This is a genomic window from Rhodosalinus sp. 5P4 (assembly GCF_041365695.1).
In the GTDB taxonomy this organism is placed as follows: Bacteria; Pseudomonadota; Alphaproteobacteria; order Rhodobacterales; family Rhodobacteraceae; genus Rhodosalinus.
In genome coordinates this window covers 1-17,462 of the sequence record NZ_JBGFSJ010000011.1, presented here as the reverse complement: position 1 = coordinate 17,462, position 17,462 = coordinate 1, and the positions used below count along the sequence as shown (strand labels likewise).

At 67.7% G+C, this 17,462-nt stretch carries 13 protein-coding genes; 10 read left to right on the top strand and 3 right to left on the bottom strand.

Going from position 1 to position 17,462, the window contains the following annotated elements:
* Nucleotides 1-104 precede the first annotated feature (104 nt).
* A complete protein-coding gene (locus tag AB6A69_RS16115; protein WP_371061557.1) occupies nt 105-1,469 on the bottom strand; it encodes a DEAD/DEAH box helicase family protein in 1,365 nt (454 codons plus the stop codon).
* 642 nt (nt 1,470-2,111) lie between these two features.
* A complete protein-coding gene (locus AB6A69_RS16110) occupies nt 2,112-2,504 on the bottom strand; it encodes a hypothetical protein (RefSeq protein ID WP_371061558.1) in 393 nt (130 codons plus the stop codon).
* 60 nt (nt 2,505-2,564) lie between these two features.
* Between AB6A69_RS16110 and AB6A69_RS16105 the strand changes: the two genes are divergently transcribed.
* Nucleotides 2,565-4,721, top strand: a complete 2,157-nt coding sequence (locus AB6A69_RS16105) for an esterase-like activity of phytase family protein (RefSeq protein ID WP_371061556.1) — start codon at nt 2,565-2,567, stop codon at nt 4,719-4,721.
* 392 nt (nt 4,722-5,113) lie between these two features.
* Here the strand turns inward: AB6A69_RS16105 and AB6A69_RS16100 are convergent, their stop codons facing one another.
* Nucleotides 5,114-5,497: a cytochrome c gene (locus tag AB6A69_RS16100; RefSeq protein WP_371061555.1), complete on the bottom strand. Its 384-nt coding sequence runs from the start codon at nt 5,495-5,497 to the stop codon at nt 5,114-5,116.
* Nucleotides 5,498-6,042: 545 nt separating this feature from the next.
* Here AB6A69_RS16100 and AB6A69_RS16095 point away from each other — a divergent pair.
* The 9 genes from AB6A69_RS16095 (at nt 6,043) to AB6A69_RS16055 (ending at nt 17,213) form a co-directional block, all read left to right on the top strand.
* The gene (locus AB6A69_RS16095; protein ID WP_371061554.1) at nt 6,043-7,104 is read left to right on the top strand and encodes an alpha/beta hydrolase; all 1,062 of its coding nucleotides are present in this window, start codon (nt 6,043-6,045) and stop codon (nt 7,102-7,104) included.
* A 282-nt stretch (nt 7,105-7,386) separates the two neighbouring features.
* Nucleotides 7,387-9,048, top strand: a complete 1,662-nt coding sequence (locus tag AB6A69_RS16090) for an alpha/beta hydrolase (RefSeq protein WP_371061553.1) — start codon at nt 7,387-7,389, stop codon at nt 9,046-9,048.
* 208 nt (nt 9,049-9,256) lie between these two features.
* Entirely contained in the window at nt 9,257-9,601 is a 345-nt protein-coding gene (locus tag AB6A69_RS16085) for a hypothetical protein (RefSeq protein WP_371061552.1), read from the top strand.
* Nucleotides 9,598-11,250: an ABC transporter ATP-binding protein/permease gene (locus AB6A69_RS16080; protein WP_371061551.1), complete on the top strand. Its 1,653-nt coding sequence runs from the start codon at nt 9,598-9,600 to the stop codon at nt 11,248-11,250. The genes AB6A69_RS16085 and AB6A69_RS16080 overlap by 4 nt, the downstream gene beginning before the upstream one ends.
* Nucleotides 11,247-12,920, top strand: coding sequence for a thiol reductant ABC exporter subunit CydC (gene cydC / locus AB6A69_RS16075; protein WP_371061550.1), 1,674 nt, complete (start codon nt 11,247-11,249; stop codon nt 12,918-12,920). Before AB6A69_RS16080 ends, cydC begins: the two co-directional genes overlap by 4 nt.
* A 93-nt stretch (nt 12,921-13,013) precedes the next feature.
* The gene (locus AB6A69_RS16070) at nt 13,014-14,627 is read left to right on the top strand and encodes a cytochrome ubiquinol oxidase subunit I (RefSeq protein WP_371039318.1); all 1,614 of its coding nucleotides are present in this window, start codon (nt 13,014-13,016) and stop codon (nt 14,625-14,627) included.
* A 5-nt stretch (nt 14,628-14,632) separates the two neighbouring features.
* Nucleotides 14,633-15,793, top strand: a complete 1,161-nt coding sequence (gene cydB, locus AB6A69_RS16065) for a cytochrome d ubiquinol oxidase subunit II (protein WP_371061549.1) — start codon at nt 14,633-14,635, stop codon at nt 15,791-15,793.
* Nucleotides 15,794-15,807: 14 nt separating this feature from the next.
* The gene (gene cydX, locus AB6A69_RS16060; RefSeq protein WP_371061548.1) at nt 15,808-15,948 is read left to right on the top strand and encodes a cytochrome bd-I oxidase subunit CydX; all 141 of its coding nucleotides are present in this window, start codon (nt 15,808-15,810) and stop codon (nt 15,946-15,948) included.
* Nucleotides 15,949-16,427: 479 nt separating this feature from the next.
* The gene (locus tag AB6A69_RS16055) at nt 16,428-17,213 is read left to right on the top strand and encodes a lysostaphin resistance A-like protein (protein WP_371061547.1); all 786 of its coding nucleotides are present in this window, start codon (nt 16,428-16,430) and stop codon (nt 17,211-17,213) included.
* The last annotated feature ends 249 nt before the right edge of the window (nt 17,214-17,462 follow it).

The window sequence follows — 17,462 nt, the reverse complement described above, 5'->3', positions numbered from 1 at the left end:
CGCGTCGCTCAGCCAGAAGAGATCAGACATGTTCACCGCCCGGTTTTCGCGCGGTGAATCATGCCCTTAGACTGAAAACAATGGGTCCTGAGCCTAGAACACGTCTATGGCTGCTTCTTCGGTAATTCTGGCACGCCGTTTAGACGGACTTGAAAGGCAGTGTTGCCTTCGACGCGGCGCAGGCCACGGCCGAGTTGTTGCAGCCAGATAATCGCGCTTTCGGTGGGACGCAGCATTAGCACGGTGCCGATCTCGGGCACGTCCACGCCTTCGTTGAACATGTCGACCGCGAAGAGAATATCGATCTCGCCGCGACCGAGCGCTGCGAGGGAGCTCGCGCGCGGAGCGGAGCTTTGGCCTGAATGGACTGCGACTGCGTTCAACCCGGCGGCGCGGAAATAATCCGCCATGTAGTCGGCGTGGCGCATGGAACAGCAAAAGCCGATCGCGGGGCCGGTTGCGCGTTTGCGGTACTGATCCAAAGCGTTCAGTGCCCGGGCCTCGGTGGCAAGCGCGGCGTCCAGGGCGGTGGGGTCGAACTGGCCGGAGCGCCAGGGGATCTGGGCATAATCCACGTCATCCGGCACACCGAAGTAGTGGAAGGGTGACAGCCGCCCAGCGTCGATCCCGCGAAACAGGTCGCATTCGTAGACGAGGTTTTCGCCGCAAAGGCCAAGCAAGTCGGCGCCATCCGTCCGGTCTGGCGTTGCGGTGAGGCCCAACAGGAAGCCAGGCGTGAAATGCTCGATCAGCTTCTGATAGGTGCGGGCGGCGGCGTGGTGGAATTCATCAACCACGATGTAGTCGAAATGATCCTGGTCGAATTGGCGCAAGTGACCGACGCGGCCGAGCGTTTGGACCGAGGAGAAGAGGATTTCCGCATCCGCCTCTTTCTCGGTGCCCGTGTAGCGGCCCAGCTTCGCTTCTGGGCGGACCTTGCGAAAGGCTGCCATCGCTTGGGTCAGGATTTCGTCGCGATGGGCAACGAAGAGGATGCGGCCCGCCCTGGCACGGATCGTGTCGAAGGCGGCCAGCCAGGTCTTGCCCAGACCGGTGGCCAACACGACAAGTCCGGCGCGGTGGCCGTTCGATCGGCTCTGCGCGAGCGCTTCCAGTGCCTCCTGCTGGATCGTGTGCGGCTCTGGCGGCGGGCCCTCCTCGGCGACGACGCGGGCGGTGAACTCGGGCATTGGCCTGGCCCTGCGGCGTTTCGCATAGGCATCGATCCACGCTGCCGTCAGGGGCTTCACCTCGGGGCGTGCCAGCAGGTCCTCAAAGGCCGTTCCGACGCTATCCGCGGCGTCCTCGGAATGCAGGTTCCATTCCACGCCATCGGTGAGGGCCAATTGTGACAGGTTCGAGCTACCGACAATCGCCGCCCCACGTGCATCGGCGGCGCGGAACAGCCAGGCCTTGGGATGAAAGCTGAGGCCTCCCGTTTCGAACACAAAGATCTCGGCGCCTTTCAAGTCTAGCAGGCGCGCCAAGGCGGTCGGTCGTGTCGAGATAATCGACCGCCACGATCCTGAGCCGTCCGCCACGTGCCAGCAACTCGCGGAACCAGGGCTCAAGCAAGGCCACACCGCTGTCCATGGCAAAGGCAATCGCAACATCGACCGATTGCGCGGTGTCCAGCCGTTCGGCGAGCAATGGCAGGAGCGGATCGCGGCCGCCGGTTCTCAGACGCGCGCTACTTGCTTCCCGTAGGTGGCAATGGCCGTGATCGGATGCGGCAACGAAACCAGCCGTCCCACGACCAATGGCGGCGCCGACCTCGGCCAGCATTGTCATCTGTTCCGGGCCGGTCAGGTCATCCCACGCGGGCACATGCCGAGGGGCGGGGATCAATCCGGCCTCACAGTGCATGCAGATCGGGCAGGTGAGGCGTGGGTCAGTCACACTCGTCCAGATTGATCTTTTCTACTGAGACCATTGGTAGGGATCGCCGCTGGCATGTCCAGGCGCTGGGGCGTCCCGGCGCCGGCTCGAGCTGTTATTTTCGGCCCTAATCCCCTTCGGAAAAGTGGGACACGAATCCGAAAAAATCCAATAAACATGGTGAAAGAAGAAAGTCCCACCGCCTCGTAACTTATTAGAATAAAGACAACAGGTTATGCCGCACCCGGGCACAAGTTCGACTTTTGTCCGTGAGGCGTTCTCGTTCCGGCGTGGGATTTCGTGCCCTCGGCGGCGTCCGGGGAGTCGCGGATATCGAAGGATCGGAAACCTAGAGGAACTCGACCGACCCTATCGCCCAGCCAAGGTCGAGCGGTTTGTCGGTGGGCGGGATGGGCCGCAGCGTTTTTCCACGGTCGGCTTCGAAGCCAAGCAGCTCCGGTGAAGATCGCGAAATCCTCGAACCAGCGATGCTCCCGAGAAAAGGACCGCAGGATCATCGTGGCGCGAAGCGTCTTGAACCGCGTCGCTTCGAGAAGGGCAGCGGCTGTGCGGAGTGACCGGCCCCCGCTGAGTGGACAGGTGCAGTGGAGGCAATCCAGCGTCACATGGCTGTAACCGGCAGGCACTACCCGAGGGGCGATCAACAACTGATGGAGGCTTCTCTGATGCGCGTGTCCCTTCTGACCCTTGTTGCCACGGGAGCGCTCGCCGCCCCCGCCATGGCAGAGATGAATTTCAATCGCATCGCCTCCTTCCCAGTGGCGTTGAACACGCCCGAGGCTATCGAAACCTCCGCCGAGATCATCGCGGCGACGGGCGACGGCATGACGCTGGTCTATTCTGACAGCCCTGCGGGCGTGATCGGCTTCATCGATATCACCGACCCGGCCAACCCGGTCGCGGCAGGCAGCTTCGCCCTGCCGGCGGGTGAGCCGACGGCCGTGTCGGTCCTGGACCGCACCGTTTTCGTGGCCGAGAACACCTCCGAGAGCTTCACCGAGCCGTCGGGCGTGCTGCATGCCCTCGACGCGGACAGTCGCGCGGTGATCGGCTCTTGCGACCTGGGCGGGCAGCCCGACAGCACCGCTGTGGCGCCCGATGGCAGCTTCATCACCGTGGCGATCGAGAACGAGCGCGACGAGGATCTGGGCGAGGGCCGCGTGCCGCAGATGCCCCCGGGCTATCTCGTGATCCAGCCCCTGGGCAATGGCGGCAGCATGGACTGCGCCGCGCAGATCCGGGTCGATCTGACCGGGCTGGCCGATGTCGCGCCCGAAGACCCCGAGCCGGAATTCGTCGATGTGAACGCCAACGGCGACATCGTCGTGACCCTGCAGGAAAACAACCACATGGTGGTCGTGTCCGCCGCCGGTGAGGTGCTGAGCCATTTCTCCGCGGGCGCCGTCGATCTGGCGGGCGTGGACCTGACCGAGGACGGCGCGCTGCGCTTTGTCGAGAGCCAGCCGGGCCGGGTGCGCGAACCCGACGCGGTGCAGTGGATCGACACCGAGCATTTCGTCATCGCCAACGAAGGCGACATGGACGGTGGCAGCCGCGGTTTCACCGTGTTTCACCGCGACGGAACCGAGCTTTTCGACAGCGGCCTGTCCTTCGAATACGCGCTGGTCGAGATCGGCCACTACCCCGAGGAACGCTCCGGCAACAAGGGCGTGGAGCCGGAGGGCATGGAGGTCGCGACCTTCGGCGGCGTGCCGATGATGTTCCTGCTGTCGGAGCGCGGTTCCATCGTGGGGGTCTACGACATGACAGACCCCGCGGCGCCGGTGCTGGCACAGCTGCTGCCCTCGGGCATCTCGCCCGAAGGAGCCATCGCGATCCCGGAGCGCAACCTGCTGGCCACCGCCAACGAGTTCGACGGGCGCGGGGACGGCGCGGCGCCGGCGCATGTGATGATCTACGAATACCAGGAGGCGCCGGCGGTCTATCCGCATCTGACCTCCGCCGGTCTGACCGAGGACGGCGCACCGGTGGGATGGGGCGCGATCTCGGGCCAGGTGATGGCCGAGGACGGCACGATCTTCGCCGTGTCCGACAGTTTCTACGGAATGCAGCCGACGATCTTCCACATCGACGTGCGCGAGACGCCGGCCCGCATCGTGGATGCGATCCGCGTGACCCGCGAAGGTCAGCCCGCGCAACTCATGGACATGGAGGGGATCGCGCTCGATGGTGAGGGCGGGTTCTGGGTGGCCAGCGAAGGCCGCGCCGACCGTCTCGTGCCCTCTGCGCTCTACCGTGTCGGCGCCGATGGCGCGATCGAGGACTATGTGACCCTGCCGCAGGCGATCCTCGACGTGCAGCGCCGCCACGGCTTCGAGGGCGTCGCCCGGGTCGGCGACACGCTTTATGTCGCCGTGCAGCGCGAATGGGACGACGACCCGCAGAACCACGCGAAGGTGCTGTCCTACGACATCGGGACCGAAGAATGGGGCGTGATCCACTACCCACTGACCGAGCCGGCGACCGGCTGGGTCGGCCTTTCGGAGGTTGCCGCCCATGACGGCCATCTTTATTTCATCGAGCGTGACAATCAGCACGCCGCTTCGGCCGTGACCAAACAGATCACCCGGGTGGCGCTGAGCGGGATGGAAATGGTCGCCCCGGGCGAAACGCCCAACGTTCTCGCGCCCGAGCTCGTTGTCGACCTGCTGCCCGACCTCGCCTCGACCGGCGGTTACGTGCTGGACAAGGTGGAAGGTCTGGCGATCGCAGGGGATGGCACGATGTGGATCTCGACCGACAATGATGGCGTCGACGACCATTCCGGCGAGACGATGCTGTGGTCGGTGACGCCGGAATAATCCGGCTCGGAGGATCGGCGGAAGGGCGGCCTTCGGGCCGCCCTTTCTCATTCCGACCGGGAGGTTTTCGGGCGCATGAGTTTGCGGGGGCGGGGGCGGGTCGTCGGGACCGCGGTCGAGAACGCCTGGCGCGGTGTCGATCCGGGCGCATGGCGAGGCCCGGAACTGTGCGCATGAAATTCAAAGTCGGCCGCGTCGAGAGCTGCGCGACTGGTGCGATCGGACGTTCAAGCCGCAGGGTTTCGAGTGGCCTCTGCCACGGCGGCAGCGGGACGCGTGCAGAAATGCCGGGACCGCGCACGAAGCCCGTGCGCTCTTGTGCCTCGGAGCTGGCCGTGATGCTCCCCGTCGGTCGCGACAGTGCCTTTGCAGATGGCAGCCCTATGCCGACATCATTCCTGAAGCGTCTCCAGGTAGTAGGTGAGCGACAGCGCCCGGCCGGCCGCAATCGACACGGCATCGGAGCGGCTCACACCGCGATCTTCCAGCGCATCCGCGACGAAGTAGTCGCCCCAGATCGGCATTTCCGAAGCGCCGTGACCCGGAGCTTCCATGCCGAGCACGATGACCTCGTAGACTTCCGAGAACGGATAGCTTCCGCCCGCGCGCTCCGCGAGCTTGGTGAGGTCCGGCGGCTTGACTTCGAAGAGCTCGGCCACCTCGCCGCCGCCCTTGGCATCGTCACCGTGACAGACGGCGCAAAGAGCCCCGTAAGCCGACCTGCCGAGAGCGATCGCCGAACCCTCCGCTTGAACCGCAAGCGGCGACACGGTCATGACCGCCGCCGAAAGCGCTGCCCTGATCTGAATGTGTTTCTCCTTCTTCTAATGTGGCCCAGGCGCCGGACCGTACGCAGGACCCGTTGTAAGCGCCTTGCGCCAACGTCCTCGACGTCGCGGCCACGGCGCGCGGTTGCGAGAACGAGCCGATCGTGCGACCGCACATTGGTCCCAGGCTCGAACCTGATCATGCACCGCCCGGCTGACGCGCACGCACACGGCTTCACGCAGCGAGGTCACACCCACCCTTCACGTCTTCGCCCACGCCCGAGACACTCATCACTCCATGCAGACTAGGCATGGCCATTCGGGCTTCATTGACGACGGTCAATCACCGCGGCGTCACACGAGATCGGGATCGTCAGCGACCCACGGGTCCGCATTCCGGATCTCGGCGCGCGACGCGATCAAGGTCTGGCACCCGCCCGACCGACGCATCGCCGATATCCGCTGTTGGAGGTTCCGACCGTCAGGCTATGTCGCCTTGTGCCGCAGGCGCCGCTTGCGCATCATTCATTCAACGGAATTCCCCAGAGCACGGCATGCGATCAACTTTCTCAAACCTCGTGCGCCTTTTCGGCGCAAGCCTCGTCCTCGGCGTGACGGTTGCCCTGTTCCCCACGGCCGCGATTCCTCAAACCGCCCTGGACGACCGGGAGCTGCCGTTCCTGACATTGAGAAACCTGACCGGCAAGGACGACCCCGGGCAATTCTACGGCGACGAGCGAAGTGGCCTCACGGCCGGATGGTGCAGGGTCAGGGAAGTCGACCTGGGCGGGCTTGCGCCGCTCGCGGAAGCGGCCCCCTCCTTCATACGCGAGGAGTTGCTGCGGGTGGACCGGATCAAGGGCGGAGACAGCGCAGAGGTCCTCGACGCGCTGGAGGACACGACGCGCGGCACGGCGCCTGCGGTCTACGTCCACGGCTACTACATCAGTTTCGAGAAAGGATGTCGCCGCGCGATCCTGCTGCAGGAGAACGCCGGTCTCGCCGGGCGTTTCCTGTGGTTCAGCTGGCCTTCGGACGGATCGATCGCCTATTACACCCATGACGAGGCCGACCTCTACTGGAGCGTTCCCGACCTCGCGGACGCCATCATCGAGGCGGAACGCCGTTTCGGCGGCGACGTCGATGTCGTCGGCCACAGCCTGGGCGCGCGCGGCGTGGTGCTCGCCCTTTACGAGGTGGCCAACAGAATGCCGGACATCCGGCTCGACCAGATCGTCCTGCTGGCCCCGGATATGGATTTCGAGATCTTTCGTCGCATGCTGCCGCGGATCCTGCCGATCGTGGAGGGGATCACCATCTACGTTGCCGCGAACGACCGGCCCCTCGCGCTGTCGGCCCAGCTGCATGGGTATCCCCGACTGGGCGAGACGGGGAACGATGTCGCGAGCCTCGACGGCGTCGAGGTCGTCGATCTCGGCAACCTCCCGGCTGGCAGCCCGACCGGTCACCTCTACCACATCTACAGCGCGGCGGTGGGCGCCGACCTGCGCCAGCTTCTCAACGACGGGCTGCGTGCGGCGGACCGGTCCGGCCTGCTTCAGGTGGGCACCAACAAGTGGCGGCTGCAACAGCGCGGGAGTCCCGTTCAGGAATGAGCGCGGGCGCTCGGGTCCCGCCGCGGGTTCGTCTTTCGCGGATCGGGGCGCGCGCGACGCCGCGCACCGGTGCCGGTCACATGGCTGTCGCACGAATGCATGATCCACGCCGCGGGTGTCGCGGTTCCGTGACCCTTTCCACGCATCTGCAGGAAGCGGGCGCCGCGGTGCTGTTCAGACGCGGGGTGGTGATGCAATCTGGCCGCAAACCGGAAACACTGCGATCATCCGGCCGTCGGGTGACATGCATGCGGCATGAGCGTCGATCGAAGGAAAATTCCCATGCGGTTTCTGCGGGTCCTCGTAACGCACTTCTCGACACCCGCGCTGTTGCTGGGGATCTTCTTCCTCGCGGCCTCGTTGTCGCCGTCGCTCATACCGCGCGGCCCCGCGATCCAGGGGGCGCTCGGAGGGCTCCTGATGGCGCTGGGCTATCTTTGCGGCCGGATCCTCGAGACGATCTGGGATCTCGCCGACATGCCGCGGCTACGGGGGCGCGCGGCGGCGATCGCCACCGCCGTGGTCGCGATCCCGGTTCTTGGCACGCTGGTTCTGTCGACACGGGCGAGCGTGCGCTGGCAGGACGATCTGCGCATGCGCATGGATCTTGCCCCGGCCGAGGAAGCGCACTGGGTGCAGGTCATCGCGATCGTGGCCGTCGTTTTCGCGCTTCTCTATGCCCTCGGCGTCGCGATCTCGCTGCTCTTCCGGCTCGTGCGAGGCGCGCTCTACCGGGTGATGCCACCGCGCCGCGCGAACGTGCTGGGCCTCGTCGCCGTCGCAATGCTCCTTTTCCTGCTGACACGCGACCAGCTGGTGCCGACCGTCTTCGACGTGCTCGACGAAAGCTACGAGACGGCCCAGAACCTCTTCGACCAGGCGCCGCCGGCTCCGACAGAGCCCAGGACACCGGGCAGTCCGGCGTCCCTCGTGGACTGGCAGGCCATGGGCCAGCCGGGCCGGGACTTCGTCACGCGCGGCCCCGGCGCGGAGGCGATATCGGCCTTCTCGGGCGAGGATGCGCTCGACCCGATCCGGGTCTACGTGGGCCGGGCCAACGCACCCACGCCCGAGGCGCGGGCCCTTCTCGCGCTCGATGAACTCCTGCGCCTCGACGCTTTCGACCGCGAGGTCCTCATCGTGGCGAGCCCGACCGGAACCGGCTGGCTCGATCCCGGCTCGCATGACCCGGTCGAATACATGCATGGCGGCGACATCGCGACGGTGGCCGTACAGTATTCCTACATGCAGTCCCCGCTCGCGCTGATCTTCGAGACGCGGACAGGGCTTGAGCAGGCGACCGCGACGATCGAGACGATCCACGACTACTGGAAGACGCTGCCCCGGGACGACCGTCCGCGGCTCTACATCCACGGGCTCAGCCTCGGCGCCTGGTCCTCGATGTACGCCACCAACCTCTTCCGGCTTGTCAACGACGGCATCGACGGCGCGTTCTGGGCGGGTCCGCCATTCCCGTCGAACTTCTGGAACTACGTGCAGAACGCACGGAACGAGGGGACATCCTGGGTTCTTCCGGAAGTGGGAGACGGATCGCTGATCCGCTACGCATCCCACGTGGCCGACGGCTCCGAAGGCGCGCCGTGGGGCGACATGCGGCTGATGTTCCTGCAATACCCGAGCGACCCGATCACGTTCTACGATCCGTTTTCCGTCTGGCGTCCGCCCGTCTGGATGACCGAGCCGCCCGGCCACGGCGTGTCGCCCGACCTGCGGTTCCTGCCCATCGTCACGCAGTTCCAGCTGGCGGTGGACATGGCGCTTTCGACGACGACGCCGGCGGGTTACGGGCACTCCTACTACGCCCACGACTACATCGAGCCGTGGGCGCAGGTCACGGCGCCAGCGGGCTGGACGCGGGAGGATACCGAACGCCTCATGGCTCATTGCGACAACGGCTTCCAGCAGGGCTGCACGAACGACTGAGCCCGCCGCCCGGGAAACCTTCGACGATCGGGGGTGACCCAAGGGCCGCGGGACAGTCTTCCGAGGCAAGCGGTCCGGGCGAGAAGACGCCCCGAGAGATCCCGCAGGGGTGGCGAGCGACAGGGCTGGCGGACCACCGCTGCCGCCCCCCAAGGAATGAAACGTCGACCTTCCCTGCAAGGGTCGACGCGGCGAACGGCGCGATCGCATGGCGATGACCGCCGGCCGGCTGAAAGACCGGCGCCGGATCGCCCGGCGGCTCACGCCGGCTGCCGCGACGCCTGGCCATCTGCCATCCGCCTCGCCGCTGCCGACATCTTCCGGCCGGGCGGCCGTTGATGAAGATGGGGCCCGATTTTGCGAGATCGTGCTGGCCTCCCGTGACGTTCCCCGGGACGGGCGCGGCGCGCAGACGGTTTCGCTGCCCGAAACCGGTCCGTTCCGGCCGCCCGCATTCGGGACAAAACGCCGCCGCGGGATCGGCTCGCACCCCGTTGCGGTGCGCGACCGCACGGCGCTAAGTGCCGTGCGTCGAGGAGGGCCGTGCCGATGACCGGCGATGACAGGCTGCGAGAGATGGAGCAGGCCGCCGGGTGGCGGCTCAGGGCGGGCTCCGTGCTGGTGGGCGCTTCGGGGGCGTTCTGGCTCGTCCAGGCATTTGCGGCCGCCCAGACGATCAGCGGATGGATCCACGGCGACACGGCGAAGGCGATGGTGCTCGTCGCCGTGTTCGTGGCGGCGGGGCTGCTGCGGGCCGGGCTGGACCACGTTGGCAGCGGCCTCGCCCACCGCGCGGCGGACGACGTGGTCTCGGCAGAGCGCCGGCGGCTGCTCTCGCACGCGGCGCATCGGATCGAGGGCGGCCCCTCCTCCGCCGAGACCGCGGCGCTGGTCGCCCAGAAACTGGCACTCGTCTCGCCCTACCTGTCGCGCTACCGCTCCGCCATTATGCGCGTTGCGCTCGTGCCGCCGCTGATCCTCGCGGCAAGCCTGGCGGTCTCTTGGGCGGCGGCGCTCGTGTTGCTCATCGCGGGGCCGCTGATCCCGGTCTTCATGGCGCTTGTCGGAATGGCCGCGCGCGAAGCGAGCGAACGTCAGATGGCCGAGATCGGCGACATGAACGCGCTGCTGATCGACCGGATCGCGGCCCTGCCGGACATGCGCCTTCTGGACGCGACGGCCCGCGCCGAGGCGGATTTCGCCGCGCGCGCCGACTCGCTCCGGGCGCGCACGATGGCCGTGCTCAAGGTCGCCTTCCTGTCCTCCACGGTTCTGGAGCTGTTCTCCGCGCTCGGCGTTGCATTGGTGGCGGTCTATGTCGGCTTCACGCTTCTGGGGGAAATCGGCTTCGGCCATTGGGGCGGGTTGACGGTGGCCGAAGGCGTTTTCGTGCTGTTGCTGGCGCCGGAATTCTTCCAGCCCCTGCGTGACATGGCGGCCGTCTGGCACGACCGGGCCACCGCGCGCGCCGTCGCCGGAGAACTCGCGGCGTTGGAGACGCAGGACCGCCCGGCGATCCTCGGCACGGGGGGCCGGGCCGCGCCCCTGCCGGGAGCGGCCACCGTGCGCCTCGAGCATGCGTCGCTGCGCCGTGAGGGAGGTCTCGTCGATTTGCCCGACATGGTCGTCGCGCCGGGCGAGGCCGTGGCGCTAGTCGGGCCGTCCGGGTCGGGCAAGTCCTCGGCGCTCATGGCCCTTGCCGGCCTTTTTCCACTGGAGACGGGGCGCCTCGAGGTGGCCGGCCGGCCGCTGTCCGACGCGACCGCCGACGGCTGGCGCGCGCGGCTCGCGCTCGTGCCCCAGGAGGTGCATGTGCCCGATGTCGCGCTGCGCGCGTTCCTCGATCCGGCGGGCGCCCGCGACGATCCCGGGCCGGCGCTGCGCGCCGCCGGGGCCGAGGAGGTCGTCGCGCGGCTTCCAGACGGGCTGGATGCACGGCTCGGTGAAACCGGCGCAGGCGTCTCGGGCGGAGAAGCCCGACGGCTTCTCGTGGCGCGCGCCCATCTCTCGGGCGCGGATGTCGTGCTGGCCGACGAGCCGACCGCGGACCTCGACGACGAGACCGCGCGGCGGGTGATCGCCGGGCTGCGCGCCATGGTCGCCCGCGGCGCGACGCTGATCGTGGCCACCCACGACCCGCGGCTCATCGCGGCGGTCGATCGCATCGTCGCGATGCCTGCCGCGGCGGAGGGCGCCGCATGAGACAGTTATGGCAGGTCTTCCGCCTGACCTGGGGCGCGGCCCCACGAGCGATGTGGCGGGGCGCCGCGCTTTCGGTCGCCGTGCTCGTCATGGGCGCGGCGCTTCTCGGCCTCTCGGGCTGGTTCATAACCGCCACGGGGCTTGCCGGGCTGGCGGGCATCGGCATCGCCTTCGACGTTTTCCGGCCATCCGCGGGCATCCGCTTCCTCGCGCTCGGACGTGCGGCCGGACGCTATGCCGAGCGGCTCCTGACCCATGACGCCACCTTGCGCGCGTTGAGCGCACTCCGGCGGGACCTGATGCACCGCCTCGCCGCACGTCCCTTCGCCGAACTCCAGAGGCTGCGGGGCGCCCTGCCGCTCATGCGGATCACCGCGGATGTCGACGCGCTCGACGGGGTCGTGCTGCGCCTCGCCCTGCCCGCTCTTGCGGGGCTTCTCACGCACGCGGCGGCCTTCGCGGCCCTGTGGTGGCTGGTGGCGCCCGAGATGGCCTGGGGCATCGCTGCGGGCTATCTGCTAGGCGCGACCGCGATCCTCGCGCAGGTCGGCCGGGCGACGCTTCGTCCCTCCTCGGAGGCGGAAGCCGCGACCCAGGCGCTGCGCCGGGACGTGATCGACACCTTTCGCGGCCAGCGCGACCTTCTCGTGCACGGGCGCATGGCGGCGCGGCTCGAGGCGCTGGCCGCCCTGGAGGCCCATGCCCGCGCCTCGAGCGACCGGTTGAACCGCATCGACCGGAACGCCGGGCTGGCCCTCGCAGGCGTGGTGGCGGGCACCGCGGGCGCCGCGCTGGTGATCGGCGGCTGGCTTGTGGCGTCGGGTCGGGCCGATCCAGCGCCGGCGGCGATCGGCTTCTTCGTCGCGCTGGCGCTCGCCGAGACGGTGCTGCCGCTTCGGAAGGGGCTCGGCGAACTCGGCCGCATGCGCGACGCCGCGCGCCGCGTCATGGACGCCCCGGCCGGCGCGCCCGCCCTGCCAGCCGGGGCGCCGGAGCCCCGCGCCCGGTCCGGCCTTCGCTTCGAAGCCGTGAGCGTCGCTCGGCCCGGTGGCGGTGCGCCCCTGCTCTGCGGCGTGAGCTTCGCCGTCGCGCCCGGCGAAACCGTTGCGCTGGCCGGTCCGTCCGGCGTCGGGAAATCCACCTTGCTGGGCATCGCCGCCGGCCTCGACGAGCCCGCTGGCGGGCAGGTCCTGCTGGATGGCGCAGCGATCCGGACTTGGCCCGAGGACGCGCTTCGCCAACGGGTGACGCTGGTCCTTCAGCGCGCCGCGCTCCTGTCGGGCACGATCCGAGACAACCTCGCGCTGGCCGCCCACGACGCGACCGAGGACGAAATGTGGACCGCGCTGGAGGCCGTCGCGCTGCGGCGCACGGTGACCGCGAAGGGCGGATTGGACGCGGTGCTCGGCGAAGGCGGCGCCGGGCTCTCGGGCGGCGAGTCGCGACGGCTGGTGCTCGCGCGCGCGCTCCTGCGCAGGCCCGAGGTTCTGCTGCTGGATGAGCCCACGGAGGGGCTCGACGCGGACACCGCCCATGCGGTGCTCCGGGGGCTGCGCGCCGCCCTGCCCCGCGCGGCGATCCTGACCGCGTCGCACCGGGACGAGGAGCTTGCGACAGCGCACCGCACCCTCGATCTGCGGAAATACATTCCCGATTTCATATCTGTTTGACGCAGATCAAACCGCCACCCGGTCTCCGGATGTAGGCCGGCATCAAATGCACATCTGCGAGATTGGTTTTCTCGCGCGACAAGGAGCCTGCCAATGGAACTCGACGTCGTGGAGCTGTCACGCCTCCAGTTCGCGATGACGGCGATGTATCACTTCCTCTTCGTGCCGCTCACGCTGGGGCTGTCCATCCTCGTGGCGATCATGGAGACGGTCTACGTGATGACCAACCGCCCGGTCTGGCGGCAGATGACGAAGTTCTGGGGAACGCTGTTCGGCATCAACTTCGTGCTGGGCGTCGCCACGGGCATCACGATGGAGTTCCAGTTCGGGATGAACTGGAGCTACTACAGTCACTACGTGGGCGACATCTTCGGCGCGCCGCTCGCGATCGAGGGGCTGATGGCCTTCTTTCTCGAGGCGACGTTCGTCGGCCTCTTCTTCTTCGGCTGGGACAAGCTGACGAAGGTGCAGCACATGGTCGTCGCCTGGCTCGTCGCGCTCGGCTCCAACTTCTCGGCGCTCTGGATCCTGATCGCGAACGGCTGGATGCAGAACCCGGTGGGCGCCGTCTTCAACCCCGACACCATGCGCATGGAGATGACCTCGTTCTTCGAGGTGGTCTTCAACGAGGTGGCGCAGGCCAAGTTCGTCCATACCGTTTCCGCGGGCTACGTTACCGCGGCCGTCTTCGTGCTCGGCGTCTCGGCGTGGTATCTCCTCAAGGGCAGGCACGTCGAAATGGCCCGTCGCTCGATCACGGTGGCAGCCTCCTTCGGCCTGGCCTCCGCGCTCTCGGTCGTGGTGCTGGGCGACGAGTCGGGCTACTCGGCCACCCACACCCAGAAGATGAAGCTCGCCGCGATCGAGGCGATGTGGGAGACCCACGAGGCGCCCGCGCCCTTCACCGCCGTGGGCCTGCCCGACAAGGAGGCGCGCGAGACCCACTACAAGGTGGAGATCCCCTGGGCGATGGGGCTGATCGGCACCCGCTCGCTCACCGAAGAGATCCCCGGCATCAACGAGCTCGAAGCCGAATCCGCCGAGCGCATCCGCAACGGCCTCGTCGCCTACGACGCGCTCATGGACATCCGCGCGAACCGCGGCGCGGTCACCGACGAGATGCGCGCGCGCTTCGAGGCGCATTCCGGGGATCTCGGCTACGCCTTCCTGCTCAAGCGCTACGTGGAGGATCCGCGCGACGCCACCGACGCGCAGATCGCCATGGCGGCCGAGGACACGATCCCGGGCGTCGCCCCCCTCTTCTGGGCGTTCCGGATCATGGTCGGTCTCGGCTTCGCCTTCGTCGCGGTGATGGCCTACTTCTTCGTGCAGGCCAACTTCAGGGGCATGCGGTTCCCGCGGCCGGCGCTCTGGCTCGCCGTCTTCATCATCCCGGCGCCCTGGATCGCGGCGGAGCTCGGCTGGTTCGTGGCGGAATTCGGCCGCCAGCCCTGGACGGTCGACGGCGTGCTGCCGACCGCGCTCTCGGCCAGCCACCTGAGCGTGGCCGATCTTCTGATCACCCTTGCGGGCTTCATGGCCTTCTACTCGGTGCTCTTCGTGATCGAGATGGCGCTCATGCTGAAATACATCCGGCGCGGGCCCGTCGAGGACGTGGAGGAAACCGAGACATGGATGGAGCGGCACCAGCACCGTCTGCGCACGCATGACGGCAAGGGCCCCTTCGCCGCAACACCTGCGGAGTAAGACAGATGATCCTGCATGAACTCGTCGATTTCGAAATCCTGCGCGTGGTCTGGTGGGCGCTTCTCGGCGTACTGCTGATCGGCTTCGCACTCACCGACGGCTTCGACATGGGCGTGGGCGGATTGCTGCCCTTCGTGGCGAAGACGGACGTGGAGCGGCGCGTGGTCATCAATACCGTGGGTCCCGTCTGGGAGGGCAACCAGGTCTGGTTCATCCTGGGCGGCGGCGCGATCTTCGCCGCCTGGCCGCCGCTCTACGCGGTGAGCTTCTCGGGCTTTTACCTCGCCATGTTCGCCGTACTCGCCGCGCTCATCCTTCGTCCCGTCGCGTTCAAGTACCGCTCCAAGCGCGAGGACGCGCGCTGGCGCACGGGCTGGGACTGGGCGCTCTTCGTGGGCGGCGCGGTTCCCGCGCTTCTCTTCGGCGTGGCCGTGGGCAACGTGCTCCTCGGCGTGCCGTTCTACCTGACCGAGGATCTCTTCTCCGTCTATGACGGGTCGTTCTACGGCAAGTTCCTCGGCCTGCTCCGGCCCTTCGCCCTGCTTGCCGGCGTGGTCTCGCTGGCGATGCTGCTGATGCACGGCGCGGCCTGGCTTTCGCTCAAGGCCGAGGGGGTGGTCGTCGAACGCGCCCGCCGCTTCGGGACGGTGGCCGGGATCGTCGCGGCGGCCGGCTACGCGCTCGCCGGTCTCTGGCTCGCCTTCGGATTCGACGGCTACCAGATCACGGGCGAGGTCGTTCGCGACGGCCCCTCCAACCCGCTTTACTCCGAGGTGGCGCGCGGAGGCAGCTGGCTTGCGGCCTATGTCGAGCGGCCCTGGATCGTCGTCGCGCCCGTGATGGGCTTTCTGGGCATCCTTTTCGCCGTGACCGGGCTGCGCGCCGGGCGCGAAGTCTCGACGCTTCTCTGGTCGAAGATGGCGATCACCGGGATCATCGCGTCCGTCGGCCTCACGATGTTCCCGTTCATCCTGCCCTCCACCGTCGATCCGTCGAGCTCGCTCACGGTATGGGACAGTTCCTCCTCGCATCTCACGCTCTTCGTGATGCTGGTGATGACGGTGATCTTCATGCCGCTGATCCTCGCCTACACCGCCTGGGTCTACAAAGTGCTCTGGGGCAAGGTGACCGAAGAAGACGTCACCGGCCCGGGCCACAGCTACTGAAAGGAGACCGCGACATGTGGTATTTCGCCTGGCTTCTTGGCCTGCCTCTCGCCGCCATGTTCGCCGTGCTGAACGCGATGTGGCTGGAAATGCGCGAGGACGGCCGGCTCATCGCGGACAGCGAAGAGGATGGCGGCGAGCGCTCCCAGCACTGAGCGCCGCTGCGGCCTCGATGCCTTGACATGAGGGGGCGCTCGTCACCAGGCCGGCGCCTCCGAGCCGCGTCGGGGGTGTGCCGCCGGGAAAGGCGCACGAGGCGCCCTGTCGACGCCTCGACGTCGCGGCGGCTGCCTGGAGGAGGATGGCAGACGCGACGCCATGTTCGCGACGTCGGGGGCACACCTCGTACGATTGCCCGATCCGGCGGAGGGGACGAACAGTCTCCGACCCGCAGCGCTGTCGATCCCGCATCCGGCCTGCGGCTCATGTGTCTCTGGTGGCGCGCCCGGCCGGAGGCGGGGCGTCAGCCAATCCGGTGGTCCTGGCCTGATCCATATCAGCGTGAAGCGCCGCGCATTGCTCGATACACTGCGCGAAACGTCAGAAATGCCTTACGGTCCTGACCATGCCCGCCCGATCGAGCGTCCCATCCGCGAAGACGATCCCAAGCCCGGCTCTCGGTCTTTTTCTCGCCGTGACCTTCCTGATCACATGGGGTGTGAGCGGGACCTATATCGTCGCCCCGGACACGGCCGCCGGCACGTTCGGCGAGATCAGCGGCGCGCATCCCCTGTTCTTCCTCGCCACCTGGTCGCCGGCCATCGCGGCCTTCGCCGTGATCTACCTTCATGGCGGGCTGTCGGGCATCGCCGCCTTTCTCGCGCGGCTGCGCATGTGGCGCGGGTCATGGGGCTGGGCGGCATTCATCCTGCTTCTCATTCCGCTCGTCTTCGTCGCGGGCTCGCTGATCAAGGGCGGGCCGGTGCTGGCCCCCCTGCCGCCCGAGGGCGCGGGGGCGGTCCTGGCGGTGATGGTCATGATGCTCTTTCTCGGACCCGTGGAAGAGTTCGGCTGGCGCGGCGTCATGCAGCCGCTGCTGCAACGCCACGTGGCGCCGATCTGGGCGGGCATCATCATCGGCGCGACCTGGGGGGTCTGGCACCTGCCGGCCTTCTTTCTCGCCGGCGTGGTCTTCGCCGACTGGAATTTCCTGCCCTTCTTCGTCGGCAACATAACGCTCGCGGTCCTGGTGACCCCGATCTTCAACGACACGCGGGGCAGCCTGCTCTGGCCCATGCTGTTCCATTGGCAACTGATCAACCCGTTCTGGGCGGACGCGCAGCCCTGGGATACCTGGCTTCTGGTGGCCGTGGCCGCCGTCGTGGTCTGGTGGAACCGTGACACGATGTTCACCCGCGACGGCGCCGTGACCGAGGTCATCCCGGCCGCACGGGGTGCCGCGTCCCGATCGGTGACATAGGGAGATGTTCCGGAACCCTCTTCCTTTTCCAGTCTTCGCGCTGGCACTTGCCTGCCTCACGGCGCCCCTGACGGCCCAGGAAGAGCGGTTGTCGTCCGCGCTCGACGACGCCCACGCGCGCTACGGCTTTCCGGGCGCCACCGCGGCGATCGCCCTGCCCGACGGCTCGATCGTGGCCTGCCCCCTGAAAAGTGGTCCTCCCTGAAGTAGGCTTTCGAGCCAGATGGAGGACGAAGGAATGCCCCAGAA